This is a genomic window from Candidatus Falkowbacteria bacterium (genome assembly GCA_026396835.1).
Classification (GTDB): domain Bacteria; phylum Patescibacteriota; class Patescibacteriia; order Patescibacteriales; family Patescibacteriaceae; genus Patescibacterium.
The window spans coordinates 582,423-596,658 of record JAPLWA010000004.1 but is presented as its reverse complement, the minus strand read 5'-3'; the positions used below and the strand labels follow the sequence as shown (position 1 = coordinate 596,658).

Sequence of the window (14,236 nt, the reverse complement as noted above, 5' to 3'; positions counted from 1 at the left end):
GCTTTAATTAATTTTATGATCAATCCGATTAAAACTAATGACTTCGAAGCTATCAAGCTTAAGTTAGCTTCACCAGAAAGCATTCTTCAGTGGTCTTACGGGGAAGTGACTCGTCCAGAAACAATTAACTACCGTACTCAAAAGCCAGAAAAAGATGGTTTGTTCTGCGAAAAGATTTTTGGTCCATCAAAAGACTGGGAATGTTATTGTGGTAAATATAAAAAGATTCGTTATCGCGGCATTGTTTGTGATAAGTGTGGAGTTGAAGTAACTCGCTCACTTGTTCGTCGTGAACGTTTCGGTCACATTAAATTAGAAACACCAGTTACTCATATTTGGTTTTTGCGCGGTTTGTCTTCTAAGGTTGGTTTAGCTTTGGATTTATCCATGCAATCTTTAGAAAAGGTAGTTTACTTTGCTAGCTTTGTTATTACTGATGTTAATGAAGAATTAAAACAAGCTACTTTGGATCAAATAAAATTAGAATACAAGGCTAAGAAAAAAGCCATGGAAGCTGATTTTAGTGAACAGGTTTCCAAGATTAAAACTCAGAAAACTAAATTAGCTAAAGATGGTAAGAGCCAATTAGAAATTACTGACAAGGTAGAGCAGGAGATTACGGCTTTAGAAAAAACTCGCGATGAAAAAATTGCTGCTTTGGATAATGCTTTTACACAAGCTCAGAAAGAATTAAAAGAATTAAAACCTTTGGCAATTATTTCTGAAAATACCTATCAGAATTTAAGTTTGAAATATGGTCACATCTTTACTGCCGGGATCGGCGCCGAAGCTGTTCGTAAGCTTTTGGAAAGACTTGATCTAGAAAAAGAAATTAAAAATTCAGAAAAGATTTTAGAAGACGTTGTTGAATCTAAGAAGGATAAGCTTATTAAGCGTTTGAAGTTCTTTAAGAACTTGAAAGCTAATGGTATTAATCCAGCTTGGATGGTAATGAGCGTCGTTCCAGTTATTCCTCCAGATTTGCGCCCAATGGTTGCTTTAGATGGTGGTCGTTTTGCTACTTCAGATTTGAACGATTTATATCGTCGTATTATTAACCGCAATAATCGCTTAAAGCAATTGTTAGAATTAAATGCACCAGAAGTTATTTGTCGTAACGAAAAACGTATGTTGCAGGAAGCGGTTGATGCTTTGATTGATAACTCAATTAGACACGGTAAAACTGTTGTCGCTTCAACTGGTCAGAAGCGTATGCTTAAGTCTTTGGCTGACTCATTAAAAGGTAAGCAAGGTCGTTTCCGTCAGAACTTACTTGGTAAGCGTATCGACTATTCAGGACGTAGCGTTATTGTGGTTAACCCAAGCTTAAAACTTGATCAATGTGGTTTGCCAAAGCGCATGGCCATTGAATTATTCAAACCATTTATTATTTCCAAATTAATCAAGCGCGAGATTGTTCACAATGTCCGCAGTGCTTCACGTTATATTGAAGCTGGTCATGATGAAGTTTGGGATATTCTAGAAGAGATTATTCAGGGCGCTTACGTCATGTTAAACCGTGCTCCAACCTTGCACAGACTTGGTATTCAGGCTTTCCATCCAGTTTTGATTGAAGGTTTGGCGATTCAAATCCATCCTTTAGTTTGTACAGCTTTTAACGCTGACTTCGATGGAGACCAAATGGCGGTTCACGTACCTTTGACTGAAGAGGCAATTGCTGAAGCTCGTGATTTAATGTTAGCTTCACATAACCTTTTGAAGCCAGCCACTGGAGATCCAGTTGTTTCACCTGATAAGGATATTGTCTGGGGTTCATTTTATATGACAACCATTAGACAGGATGAAAAGGTAAGTAAATATTTTTATTCACCTCTAGAAGCCAAAGCCGCCTACCAACTTGGTAAAATTACTTTGCGTCAAAAGGTTGGTATTATGATGGGTGAACTAGGTGTTGTTGAAACCAATATTGGTCGCGTTATTATCAATGAACTTTTGCCAGAAAAACTTCAGTTCGTTAACGAGGTTATTGGTAAATCTAAACTAAAAGCTTTAGTTAAAGAATGTTTCCGCTTGTTTGGTGAAGAAAGAACTGTTCAATTATTAGACGACGTCAAGCGCGTAACTTTTGATTATATTACTCGCACTGGTTTGTCTTGGGGTATGTCTGACTTGCCTGATTTTGAAAATATTGACGCCAAGATTAATCAGGCCACAAATCAAGCTGAAGAAATTCAGCGATATTATGAAGAAGGTTTGTTAACCGAAAGTGAACGCTACAGTAAGGTCATTGAAGTTTGGACAAAGGTTAAGGAAGAAATTACTGCTATTTGTACCAATGAACTTGATAAGAATGGTCCAATTTATTCCATGATTGAATCTGGTGCTCGTGGTTCATATGCCCAGCTAACTCAGATTCTTGGTATGAAAGGTTTGGTTACTTCGCCTTCTGGTAAAATTATCGAATTGCCTGTTAAAGGAAACTTCAAACGTGGTTTCGATGTTTTGGAATACTTTATTGCGACTCACGGTGTACGTAAAGGTTTGTCTGATACAGCTTTGCGTACTTCAAACGCTGGTTACTTGACCCGTCGTTTGGTCGACGTTGCTCAAGACGTTGTTATTACAGCTGTAGACTGTGGTGCTAAGGGCGGTATTGTTATGACCAAAGAAGAAAGTGATGAAATGGGTCGCGCTCTTATTAAACGTATTACTGGTCGTTATATTATTTCTGACTTGAAGAACACCGCCGGCAAAGTCTTGCTTAAGAAAGGCGAATTAGTAACTGAAGATTTAGCTGACGAATTTGCTAAGGAAGATATTCCAGAAATTGAAGTACGCAGCGTTAGCCGCTGTGAATTACACCGTGGTGTCTGTCAGAAATGCTATGGTTTTGACTTGGCCTATAACCGTTTGGTTAAGATCGGTACAGCCGTTGGTATTATTGCCGCTCAATCCATTGGTGAACCTGGTACACAGTTGACTATGCGTACCTTCCATACTGGTGGTGTGGCCGACCAAGACGATATCACACAAGGTTTGCCTCGTGTTGAAGAAATCTTTGAAGCTCGTTCACCAAAACGTAAAGCTTACATTGCTGACGTGGCTGGTACGGTTAAGATTACTGAATTACGTAATGAAGGTGGAACCTCACAAGGTAGATTAGTGGCTGTCGCTTATGATGGCGAAGAAATTGATAAGTACTACTTTGCTGAAGCTACTATGTCTGCTAAGGCCATGGAAAGCAAAGATAAAACAGCGACAACAGTTAAGAAAAAGAAAGCTAAGGTTGAAGTCTTGGTCGCTGATGGTGATAAGGTAAAGAAAGATACTCCGTTATTTAAGGCCGGCGAAGCTGTTATTAAGGCCAACCGTCCAGGTAAAGTTAAATTAGAAGAAAAGTATTTGAAGGTTATTGCTCCAGTTGAAAAAGTTCATGAATACACTGTGCCTCGCACCTTTAACATTTGGGTAAAGGATGGTGCTACAGTAAAGATTGGTGATCAATTAACTGACGGTAGCTTAGACTTGCAGCAATTGTATGAGTTAAGAGGTATTGCTGAAACACAAAGATATATTGTTAAAGAAATTCAGTATGTTTACTCATCCCAAGGTCAGCCTTTGAATGACAAACACATTGAAACAATTGCTCGTCAGATGTTCTCTCGTATTTATATTCTTGATCCAGCTGAGACAGACTTTTTGGTTGGTGAAGTTGTTGAAAAAGCTGTCTTTGACCGCGAGAATCATAAAGCTAAAACGGCTGATAAAAAGATTGCTACTGGTCGCCAGTTATTGATGGGTATGACCAAAGCTTCTTTGTCGACTAATAGCTTCTTGTCCGCTGCTTCTTTCCAAGAAACAGCTAAAGTCTTGATCGACGCCGCTATTACTGGTAAGATCGACCGCTTAGAAGGACTAAAAGAAAACGTTATTATTGGTCGCCCAATTCCTGCGGGAACTGGTTATAAGTCAAAAGGGGATTCTAACGAAGAATAATTTATAGATAATAAAACACCTCGACATTTCGTCGAGGTGTTTTTGTTTTGCCTAAATATTTGATTAACTCAACTCACCCCTTGCCCCTCTCTGTGCTATCGCACAAAGAGGGGAACCGGATAAACTATTTTTGTTTGGTTAATTGCTCTTGAGATATTTAACAAGACAAGGGGTTTGGGGGCTGAATCGAGCGCCGTGATTGTCGACACAAAAGGCGAACAATGTAATAGCGAGTTGAAGCCCCCAAAGCTTTTGTTAATTTGGCAATACAAAAGTAAGCCCTAGCGGCAGCGCAATAAATAAAACGTACCCTACCCCCGGCCCCCTCCCCATTCGCAAGCATGCGAATAGGGAGGGGAGATTAGAGCAAGAAGTTTTATTTTATAGATTTAATATATTCCTTTAGTCTTTTTAATGCAGTTAAGATATTGTTTTCAACTTCTGCGTTAGTAATCCTAATAATATTAATATTATATTGTCTAATAATATCTTCTCTTGTCATATCATAGTTTTTATTAGTTTGAATATTATGAATACTACCATCAACCTCAATGCCTAGTTTCAATTTTGGACAATAGAAATCTAAGATAAATCCAGCTATGACATATTGTCTTCTGAATTTATAACCCAGTATTTGTTTATCTTTTATTACTTTCCATAATTTATCTTCTGCCGCTGTTGGTTTATTTCTAAATTCTTTGGCTATTATGAGCTTATTAATATACGACATATCAATAATATTAGCTGAATAAAAGTCACCCCTCCCTATTCGCTTGCGAATGGGGAGGGGAAGGGGGTAGGGTAGATTAATCAATGCTCAATTTTGTAATGTTTTAAATGGGAGCAGCTGAATTTTATTAAAATTGCTTTTTTATCCACTTGAGATAGTGGCGTAAACTATTTTGCCAAAACATAGCGGAAAAACCAAAGGCGGCAAGCAGGAAGAAGAAAAATATAATTTTGTTCTCAAACCAGGCAAGAGGAAGAACGATTATAAAAGCTAGAATTATAATTGTTAATATCCAGTCACCAGCGGCCTTGAATATAAAACTATTTTTAGAAAGCGCGGGCTTTGAAAGTATTAGAGCTATAAAGAGTAAAGTTGGTAATAACCAACCTATTTCATTTGTCACAATCTTCCAATTAGTGGTCATAAAAGTGCAGATTGCTATAAGACCAATTATTTCTAGTAATGCTAGGCTGTAGATAACTATCTTAGTAGTTAGGGCGCCTGTTTCTTCTCGTATAATTGTTAGTATTATAATGCTAAATAAAACTAAAAATAAAAAAATTGCCAATGCGGTGAATAATAAAAATAATTTTACTTCTGTGTGTTTCATGAAGACTCCTAAAGGTAATATGGCAGCAAATAATCCGATCGTAGAACTTGCCATTATTACAGCCTCGGGTGGTAGTTTTTGGAAGATTTTTATTTTATTCATATTTTAGCTTATTGCTTCATTGATTAGTTTAATTGTTTCAACTCTACTTAATTTATTCTTGAATTTTGAGGCATTAAGTATTTCTATTAGAATTGGTTTACCAGCTTTTGATAGGTGAACAATGAAATTACCAAATTCTTTAACATGGCTAATTTTACCTTGTCCAATTTCCCAACTAATAATGTTAGCTTCAATGTCGTAGTGCATATTAGACAGGATAGAAAGTAATAACTCTTTTAATATCAGCTTCTTTCTGATAAACCACCTTAATATTATTTCTTTGTGCCGTCAGAAGTTGTCCAATTTTGCCTCGTATATCAGGCGTTTGTAAAGTTAACTCTATTTCTTCTTTACGAAAATAGACTTTATGATCATTTAGAATATCAAATTTTTTATCAGCGTATTTTGTAAAGTAGATCATATTCTTATAGTAAGCATTGACTTTTTAATAAATATATGTTATTATTATGTTAATATAAATTTCGCAAATTAAGCAATGTGCACTATGTTATTTAAAGAAAGAAATTTTAATTATCCTGAGAAGGACGAGAACGCAGATGTTACGAAGAGAAAAAAGAATATTCTAAAACGTATTCTATCTCAACCTGCATTGCAGAGAATCCTACTAGCTTCTTTGCTAGCGATATACGCTCCGTCGGATGTAAATAAGACTATTACTAGTGAGAGTAGTGATAGCGAAAAGACCGAGATATTAAAAGATAAGGTTCAAGATAGTTTAACTATTAGCGATTCTTCTAGTGTTCTCTCTAGCGCTACTTTAAATGAAAGTCTGAGCGAGGAGGAATATAAGATTAATACTAAAGATAGTTATCCTTGGATACAAGAAGCTCCTGTTAAAAAACGTGTAACTAAATAAGATTTAAATACTTACTCTTCGATTAGGAATTGAGTAAGTATTTTTTTTGTTATAAACAATCAGACGCTTTTACATTTTTAGGATATTTCCCTTCGGGGTATAAGAATAGATAATAGTTAACGCTGCTTAATGGCCATTTTTGATATCCCTGGCATTCAGCTTCATTCTTTTTTGAAGGATTTCTAACCAGAACTTCATTACCATCGATGTTAGCTAATGCTACTACGTGTCCAAAATCGGTACAAGGAGAATTCGCATTGAGGCTTGCTATAACTGGATATTGTGCTCTTAAAAGCGCCTCAGCACATTTTTGAGTTACTTCTTTTCCGTTCCATCCTTGTGCTTTGGCAGCTGCAATTAGACCAGGCTGCTTTGTTCCTCCATCACATATTCTGTATTCATTTTTTGATAATAAAAAATCTCTAAGTTGTAAAAAATAGTCAGCTGAGTCTTGCGAATACTGAAGACTTGGGAAATAAGATAGTATAACCATAAACATTGATACCATCCCACATCCCGAAGAACAAATAGTTGAGTAGTTGCTATTTTTATTTCCACATTCTTCGTTATTTGTTATTTTGTCTTCTGTGCATTGACATTTATCTGATCCGTTAGATTTTGAGTAGTCAAGGTTTCTAATCCCCCCTAATGCTGAACCCTTATCGCCGCATTGATAAACTATAAAATTAAAATCGTTAACTCCCGGAGGATCAAAAAAGGCTCCGCTTTGAGCATATGCGTGTGGTATTTTTAAAAGGCTATATAGACTATTAATGTTCGTTGAGCTTGTAACTTTTGTTTTTACTGGCGCCTCCTGCATTGGCGGATAGCTAGTTTGCGTATTAATTTTTAATTCTTCTGCACTTAAAGTTTGAGTTAGCTTTTCATATTTAATATACTTTAAGTTATCAATTTTAAAATTGACCAGATCTAAATTTATAGTAGATAGGAGTAAAAAAGCACCTAGGGTTAGAGCTAGACCACTCAAGCTGGAGGCAATATAGGTTTTAGCTTCGCTAACTGCTTTAGGATTTCCGCCAGCTGTTATCCAGCGCACACCAGCGTACATCATTACAATAGCCGATATTATACCAATAATGCCGGCCGAGTATTTAAAAATAGCAGAAAGATATTCTGCGATCGGGGCAGTGCTTTCGGGTACTGTTACGCCTTTACCAGCAATAAAATTTGATCCTGGAATTGAAACCTGCGGTGTAATTATTATTGGGTCACTTGGTTTAGTTTCTATTTTAACCGGGGTAAGACTTTTGCAGTTACCTAAATCGGTTACTGTAATAGTGTCTACGCAACCTGGTTTAGTTATTTTTGAACAATCACCCTCTGCAAATTGATGATCTAAACGGCCTTCACAGGTACCATGAATTCCGCCTCTTAATTCACAGCAAACTTTTTCGGCTTGTACAGGTGAAACAAAACTAATAAGCAATATAAATAAGGGTATAATTAAAAATATTTTGTTTATTTTATTTTTTTTCATGGGAATTGAAATATTTTATAATTTAGGTATTTTTATTTTATAAATTCCTGTTGCCTTTAGAGCATCGTTACAATTATCAAACCAAATATCAACGCGTCGTCCTTTAATAATACCACCTTTATCAGTTACTTTGTATGTTTGATTATCAATCTCTAATGGAGTATTCTCGGGAAAACAATTCCAGTCGGCTGCTACATGCCCAGTCTTTGGTTCAATCGTGGAGGCAGTTTTATTACAATAAGCTATTTTACTGTCATTAAATTCAGTGCAGGCAGACCAGCTTAATGAATTTGATGAACATTTTTCTTTTTCATTAGTCCCGTTAGGGCAAGAACAATTTAAGGCTATTGCACAGAGAAAATCATGTCTATCTTTATATTCGGAAACTTTAGGTTTACAGTAGCCGGTAATAAATGCTTCGAAGTAACCCTTCGTCTCTTCTTCTGCGGAAAATTCCTTACAACTTTGTAATGAATAGTCTTCTCGTATTTTTTCAATTGGCTTAGTCAGGAGTAGGCGATAGAGCTTGAATTTAGTCCAGTAAGCCCCATCCTCAGTAGAGATTAAAAATACTAAATAACCAAGTATTATAATTAGTAAAATTTTTATAACTTTTGATATCATCTTTTTATATAATAAGCTCCAGCTTTATTTTTTAATACGTGTCCATTGCACCTTAATTTCCAGTCACTAATAGTAACTCTGCCGCTTGTTTCAAGGGCTGATTTACTCAAGCCACCTCCACCGCACTCAATTACCTTATTATTTCCTATGTAAGTTATAACGTGACCTTTGGTGTTTGCTGGATTGCGATATACTATTATGTCGCCTGCTTTTAAGGTTGGATTGTCACAATCGCTTTTAGTTATTTTTACTTTTTTTGAATTTGTCATCAAGCTAGCGCTTGTGCCCTCTCCATCTACTTCGGGTAAATTAGAGCAGCGACCTAGATGCTCGCTAAACCAAGAGCAATCGCAATAACAAGTATCCCCTTCGCAGGTTCCTCTTTTTGGTTGACTGTAGGCTAGCTTCTTTGTTTTAGTGAAGTAGGTTGCTAATGCATCTATCGATGTTACCCCGCTAGGGCAATCGGTGGTGTCTCTGTTTCCAGGAGAATCTACGTCAATTTCATACTCATCTAAGTCTTGTTTTTCCGTTGTAGCTATTTTTATTGGTGACAGCTTGGTTAGGGCTGGGTTTATGATTGTTAAAATCATGAATGAACTTAAAGCAATTAAAATACCAAAGAGACTTCCGCTAATCCAATTTTTAGCGTCACTAACTCTTTGCTCATTGCCGGCTGAAGTTAGCCAGACGACGCCGCCAATCATCATTACAATAACGGCAAATATAATTATAGCTGCAATGCCGTATTTATAAAGCGCGGTTAGGTATTCGGCAATCCAGGGGATAGTACATTCTTGTGCACCATCAACTTCTTTGCATTCTATCTTACTAAAACCAGCAAAGCCTGGAAGCCTGACTGATAAAACAGGATTACCGAGCGGGTTGGTAAATTTCGGCAATGAGCTACCTAATGAATCAGTTGTACTGGCTGGTTTATCGATGCAGCTGTCCGTACTAGCGCCAGGTGCACGGCCTACTTTTTTACCTTTATATGGAGTAGCGGTTACCTTTGGGTCGTTGCTGTTTTTACCGTTACATTCAGCCTCTAATAAATCCTTGTATTCTGTGTAGCCAAAATTTTGAATATGATCAATTTTACAGCAAACAGTATCTTCAGCTTTAGCACTCGAAGTTGATAAAATAAAAGCCCAGAAAAATACACTTAATAAAAACGTTGATTTGATCCCGACTGGTAAATATTTTTTCATAGAGTGTTAGCTTATTTGGCTATTTTTCGTTACTAAGAAATACGTAGTTAATATTCCGAAAACAATTAACAGTGATCCGATGATAATATATTTTGGTGACATTTTTTTTGCTTCTTTGGGTTTTTCAGCAATGCAACAGCATTTCTCGTTTTTATTATTTGAGATTTGGTCTGAACAGATTTTCTTATCTTTTTCTTGCCAGTTTATATCTTTTAATTCTGTGCTGCAATACATTCCCGGCTGTATGGTCGTTAATTGACAGTATTCAGCATTAGCAAGAGATATGTTAGCAAATAAATATATTATGATTATACTCACGATGATTTTCATAATTTTATTTTTTATCAGGACATTTACCATTGCCAGCTGTATCTGTGTATTTAGTCACACCTTGAGCTAGCATGGTTTCGACAACTTGTTTGTTGTAGTCCAGCGTAGCTCCTTTATGAATACTTTCTGGCCAAGATCCAACACCACAACCATACTTGTTGATAGCACTTTTCAAGGCACCTCCTCCATTAGCGTTGCCAAAGTATGTCATATACATTTTTGTATTGTCTGATGATGAGCTACATTTTGATTCAATGGTTTTTTTATGAGATTTCATCATGGCCGTAGCAATAGCGGTATTAACAAAGGGGTCTGTAATGCCGGGATTGTCACATAATTTTACATCTAACCCGAGCTCCCTTAGTGTTTCAGGGCAGTATTTCTTTTTAGTTTGGAAAAGACCCGTAAAACCAAATTTATTTACAATTTTAGGATTGAGCCCGGACTCTTTGTAGGCGATACTTTTAAAGATACGCCAGTCTATGCCTATACAAGCAGCAAAATTTTTGAATGTTTCATCGTAGGTTGTGTCGGTTATGGGTTTAGCATTTTTAGGATCAAACATTGGTTCGTGACCTTCAAATACTAATTCTGATAGATCGTATTTTGTTATTCTTGTTATTTCTAAGTTATTAAGCACTGTTAATTTAGGGTTTATGGAATATAGCAATAGGTAAGATCCCAGCACTAAGGCCAGGCCACTTAAGCCGCCAATAATCCATTTTTTAGCATCAGCAATTTTCTGCGAGCTACCGGCAGCGGTTAACCAGATTATTCCGCCAAGCATAATAGTAATAGCCGCTATAATACCAATAACTCCAATAGCATATTTTTGTAAGCCACCGATATATTGAGCTAGCCAGGGGATTGAGCATCCGCTTTCAGTGCAAGTAACTGGCTGAAGTTTGTCCATCCCTGGAATTGAAACTTTAAGATCAGGTGCGTCCAGCTTTAGGTTTGGTAAATTATTAGTTGTTGTGGTTGGGCTATTAACACATTTAGTTTTGTCGCTGGATGGTACTTTACCAGCTTCAAATTCTCCGCAGTTTCCCTCCTTATCGCATTTTTTACATGTAAGACTGTCTAGTGTTTGGCATCTTTTGTATTCACCGAAACCATAACAACAACAACCACTTTCAGCTCTAGCAATTGAAACAAAAAATATTCCATAGCAAAAAATAAAGCTAATAAGAAATGTGTTTAAAAATATTCTTTTATTTTTTATCATAGTTATATATATCAAGGTGAACAAGGTTTCGCAGGTTGTGCTTGATATTGAAAATGCCACCACTCCCCACAGTATCGTATCCATCCAGCCTCTTTCATAATAGCTTGAAGTTTGTCAGTGTCTTCATCTTTATAGTAAGCATTAGATGGCGGTTCACCCCCCATTTTTTTGCAAGAGCCGGTTCCTTTTAAGCATACATCAATCGCAATCCCGCGCACATGAGGAGCTCCACAGCTTGGTTTAGCGACCAATGCTCTGTTGTGATGATATTTTTCCCATAGTGCTTCCTGCGTTTTCATATCTCGCAGAGCCGAATGAATTTCTAGGTTAGCCTTTTTTTTACTGGCCACCTCTTCTGCTTTTTTGATTCCTTCAACAGTTTTTATTCTAGCCCTACAGTCTCCAGCAATACATTTAACTCCTTCTACTTTTGCAAGCTCATTATCTTTCGGACACCCATCTGGCTGCTCATCGTAATCTGATTCGCTGCCATTTAGAATAGGTGCTTCTGGTTCATTTAAATCGTTTTTCCCTACATATGCAATATTTATAGAGCTTAAAATAACTAGATTAGGGTTAAGAATGAAAAGCAACGCATAGGATCCTAAGGCAATTATCAGACCCATGATTCCACCTTTAATAAAGTTAGTAGCTGAGCCTATTCTTTCTTTGTTGCCAGCCGCGGTTAGCCATAAGACTCCGCCTAACATTACAACAATAACGGCTAAAATACCGATTATTATAACGCTATACTGGTAGAGGGCTTTAATATATTCTGCTAGCCATGGAATTTGACATGGTACATCCGGGTTGTCGCAGTTAACATTACTGAATTTAACAAAGCCAGGAATAGAGACGCTTAAAACAGGCGCAGTTATTTTACTTGGGCCTTCATATGGTTTACTGATATTAGCGTCAACACAGCTTTTACCATCATCAGAAACTTTTTGGTTTGCCTTGAAAACTGCCGTAGAATTAAAATCAGCGCCAGTAACTTTATTGGCCATGCATTTACTTTTTGTTAAATTTTCAACGCGTGGAAATCCGGGCGAAGGATTAATTTCACAGCAGCCGATTTCCTCAGCTCTGGCAGAATTGCCAAAAAATATTATTATAGAAGAAATAATAATTGTTAGTAAAATTTTTTTATGATAATTATTCATAGTCTTTAAATTGCAAGCTACTATTTTAGCTTTTTCTCGCACTCACTTTCATTTTGACATATTAGTTGATCTTTACAGTTCGGTAGTTCTACGCACTTCTTTCCTAAATTAATACTTGAGCTCCATGAAGTAGAATGAAAGAAGGATGTAATATATCTTTTAATCCAGTTACTACTTTGTTTGTCACAGTTTTCTTTTTTAACATTCTCAATGCACATTCGTTGAGTATCATATCGAATCCAAACCGATGTCTCTGACGACTCTACAATACAGCAACCAATATTTAAAACGCATTCATTAGCGTCGGCTGTATAATTAGGTCCTTTGAAAGTTACACTTTTAAAACCAGGCATTTGCTCAGAGTTGCATGTGTCCTTAGCGCTGTTCATGGTTGTTTTTACGTCATTGTTGTCGATTTTTTCACAACAACCAGTGCTAAGGCTGATATATTCTAGTCTAGAAACATCCGGAACTTTAAATTTAGTTAGACTGGTATTAATTGTTGTAAGTAATAGAAATGCACCAAGTGTTAAAGCAAGCCCGCTTAAGCTAGAAATAATATATTTCTTAGCCTCGCCAATAATAGCTTGATTACCAGCCGCTGTTAACCAGCGTATTCCGCCAAACATTAGGACAATAGCGGCTATTATCCCCATGACACCAACAGAGTACTTAAATACAGTAATTATATAGTCAGCGATGGCTGAGACGTTACTAGGCAAGGTTATAGCTGTGCCGGCATTAAAATTTCCGCCAGGAATCGAGACTTGCGGCGTGAAAGTCGTTTCCTCTCCTTTTTTAGTTTTTGTTGGCGCGGTTTTTTCAGAACATTTACTTTTTGGGTCCTTGCTGGTTTTATCAGCTTCCCAGTTTAGTCTTTTGTAAACAAATTTGTCGGTCGGACAGTTTTTATCAGTTGTATTAGAGGTTCTTGTTATGTCAGTGGTCTTTATATTTTGCATTGTGCAACAACCGATTGGTTCACTGGCAGCAAATGCTACCTCATAAGATAATCCTAGAGTTATTAAACAAAAAACAAGTAAATGTATTTTACTACTGCGCAACATATTGTTTAATAATTTTTTCTAGATCTTGTTGGCTTAATTCGCCCTCGACTTTATTGCCATTAAAGAACCAGGTCGGAGTTCCTTTGATGCCAAGATCTTGTCCGTCAGCAATATTTTTTTGCACACGAAATAGATATTTTTGATTATCAAAGCAGCTTTGAAATTGCTCATTATATATTCCTAGTTCTGCTACTAATGTTGCTAGGTCGTTTTTGTCAGCTCCAAAGCTGGTGCTCTGGCTGGCATATAATTTGTCATGCATTTCCCAGAACTTACCTTGTTCTCCGCTGCAGTGAGCGGCTAAGGCCAAGGAGAGGGAATTAGTATGGCCCGGCCAATCTCTAAAAACTACTTTAACCTTATCCTTATAGACTGTTGCTAATTCTCGAAGACCTGGGTAAGAGGCTTTGCAGTAAGGGCAAGCAAAATCAGCGAATTCAACAATCGTTAATTTTGGATTTTCTGAGCCAAAAGATTGGTTACCAAGGCCTTCAATTAGCTTCTGTTTTGTTGTGTCATACAAATTTTCAATATTGGTGTTTGGTGTAACATTTTCAGTGATTGAATTATTTGTTTGGGTAATTGCAGTGTAGTCTCCTTGCTTTATCTTTTCGCTTCGATAAAAAACACTAGAAACAAACACAAAAATTATTGCTATAACAATAAGTGCGATCGGAATTGCAATAATTCCAGTAATGATTTTTATTCTGCGGTGATAGCGTACTGTTACTTGATTTTCCATTTGGTTTGCCGATAAGGAGCTTAGTGAGATATACTTTATTATACAATGTTTAGTAACTAGTTGCTAGTAAATGGTTGTTGGTAGCGACTTGCTAGTT

General features: G+C 36.8%; 13 protein-coding genes and 1 pseudogene. 2 read left to right on the top strand and 12 right to left on the bottom strand.

Annotation, left to right across the window (positions count from 1 at the left end):
* The first annotated feature begins 15 nt into the window (after nt 1-15).
* Nucleotides 16-3,771 (top strand): annotated as a pseudogene (gene rpoC, locus NTY12_04165) (DNA-directed RNA polymerase subunit beta').
* Between the two features lie 562 nt (nt 3,772-4,333).
* On the opposite strand, the gene NTY12_04160 reads toward rpoC, so the two are convergent.
* From NTY12_04160 to NTY12_04145, 4 genes are all read right to left on the bottom strand, one after another.
* Nucleotides 4,334-4,687 (bottom strand): endonuclease domain-containing protein, encoded by a 354-nt coding sequence (locus NTY12_04160; GenBank protein MCX6793194.1) that lies wholly within the window; start codon nt 4,685-4,687, stop codon nt 4,334-4,336.
* Nucleotides 4,688-4,814: 127 nt separating this feature from the next.
* Complete coding sequence (locus NTY12_04155; GenBank protein ID MCX6793193.1) at nt 4,815-5,399, bottom strand: hypothetical protein; 585 nt, start codon at nt 5,397-5,399, stop codon at nt 4,815-4,817.
* 3 nt (nt 5,400-5,402) lie between these two features.
* Nucleotides 5,403-5,606: a DUF2283 domain-containing protein gene (locus NTY12_04150; GenBank protein ID MCX6793192.1), complete on the bottom strand. Its 204-nt coding sequence runs from the start codon at nt 5,604-5,606 to the stop codon at nt 5,403-5,405.
* 1 nt (nt 5,607) lies between these two features.
* A complete protein-coding gene (locus tag NTY12_04145) occupies nt 5,608-5,820 on the bottom strand; it encodes a hypothetical protein (protein ID MCX6793191.1) in 213 nt (70 codons plus the stop codon).
* An 84-nt stretch (nt 5,821-5,904) separates the two neighbouring features.
* Between NTY12_04145 and NTY12_04140 the strand changes: the two genes are divergently transcribed.
* Complete coding sequence (locus NTY12_04140; GenBank protein MCX6793190.1) at nt 5,905-6,276, top strand: hypothetical protein; 372 nt, start codon at nt 5,905-5,907, stop codon at nt 6,274-6,276.
* 49 nt (nt 6,277-6,325) lie between these two features.
* On the opposite strand, the gene NTY12_04135 is transcribed toward NTY12_04140, so the two are convergent.
* Genes NTY12_04135 through NTY12_04100 form a run of 8 tightly spaced genes read right to left on the bottom strand, consistent with a single transcriptional unit; the run spans nt 6,326 to nt 14,139 of the window.
* Nucleotides 6,326-7,774, bottom strand: a complete 1,449-nt coding sequence (locus tag NTY12_04135) for a hypothetical protein (GenBank protein MCX6793189.1) — start codon at nt 7,772-7,774, stop codon at nt 6,326-6,328.
* A gap of 15 nt (nt 7,775-7,789) precedes the next feature.
* Nucleotides 7,790-8,398, bottom strand: coding sequence for a 3D domain-containing protein (locus NTY12_04130; GenBank protein MCX6793188.1), 609 nt, complete (start codon nt 8,396-8,398; stop codon nt 7,790-7,792).
* A complete protein-coding gene (locus tag NTY12_04125; protein ID MCX6793187.1) occupies nt 8,395-9,609 on the bottom strand; it encodes an NlpC/P60 family protein in 1,215 nt (404 codons plus the stop codon). The genes NTY12_04130 and NTY12_04125 overlap by 4 nt, the downstream gene beginning before the upstream one ends.
* Nucleotides 9,610-9,615: 6 nt before the next feature.
* On the bottom strand, nt 9,616-9,939 hold the full coding sequence (locus NTY12_04120) for a hypothetical protein (protein ID MCX6793186.1): 324 nt from the start codon (nt 9,937-9,939) through the stop codon (nt 9,616-9,618).
* 4 nt (nt 9,940-9,943) lie between these two features.
* Complete coding sequence (locus NTY12_04115) at nt 9,944-11,167, bottom strand: transglycosylase SLT domain-containing protein (protein ID MCX6793185.1); 1,224 nt, start codon at nt 11,165-11,167, stop codon at nt 9,944-9,946.
* A gap of 11 nt (nt 11,168-11,178) precedes the next feature.
* Nucleotides 11,179-12,330 carry a D-alanyl-D-alanine carboxypeptidase family protein gene (locus NTY12_04110; GenBank protein MCX6793184.1) on the bottom strand — a complete coding sequence of 384 codons (1,152 nt, stop codon included), beginning with the start codon at nt 12,328-12,330 and terminating at the stop codon, nt 11,179-11,181.
* Nucleotides 12,331-12,350: 20 nt separating this feature from the next.
* On the bottom strand, nt 12,351-13,397 hold the full coding sequence (locus NTY12_04105; GenBank protein MCX6793183.1) for a pilin: 1,047 nt from the start codon (nt 13,395-13,397) through the stop codon (nt 12,351-12,353).
* Nucleotides 13,384-14,139, bottom strand: coding sequence for a thioredoxin domain-containing protein (locus NTY12_04100; protein ID MCX6793182.1), 756 nt, complete (start codon nt 14,137-14,139; stop codon nt 13,384-13,386). The genes NTY12_04105 and NTY12_04100 overlap by 14 nt, the downstream gene beginning before the upstream one ends.
* Nucleotides 14,140-14,236 lie beyond the last annotated feature (97 nt).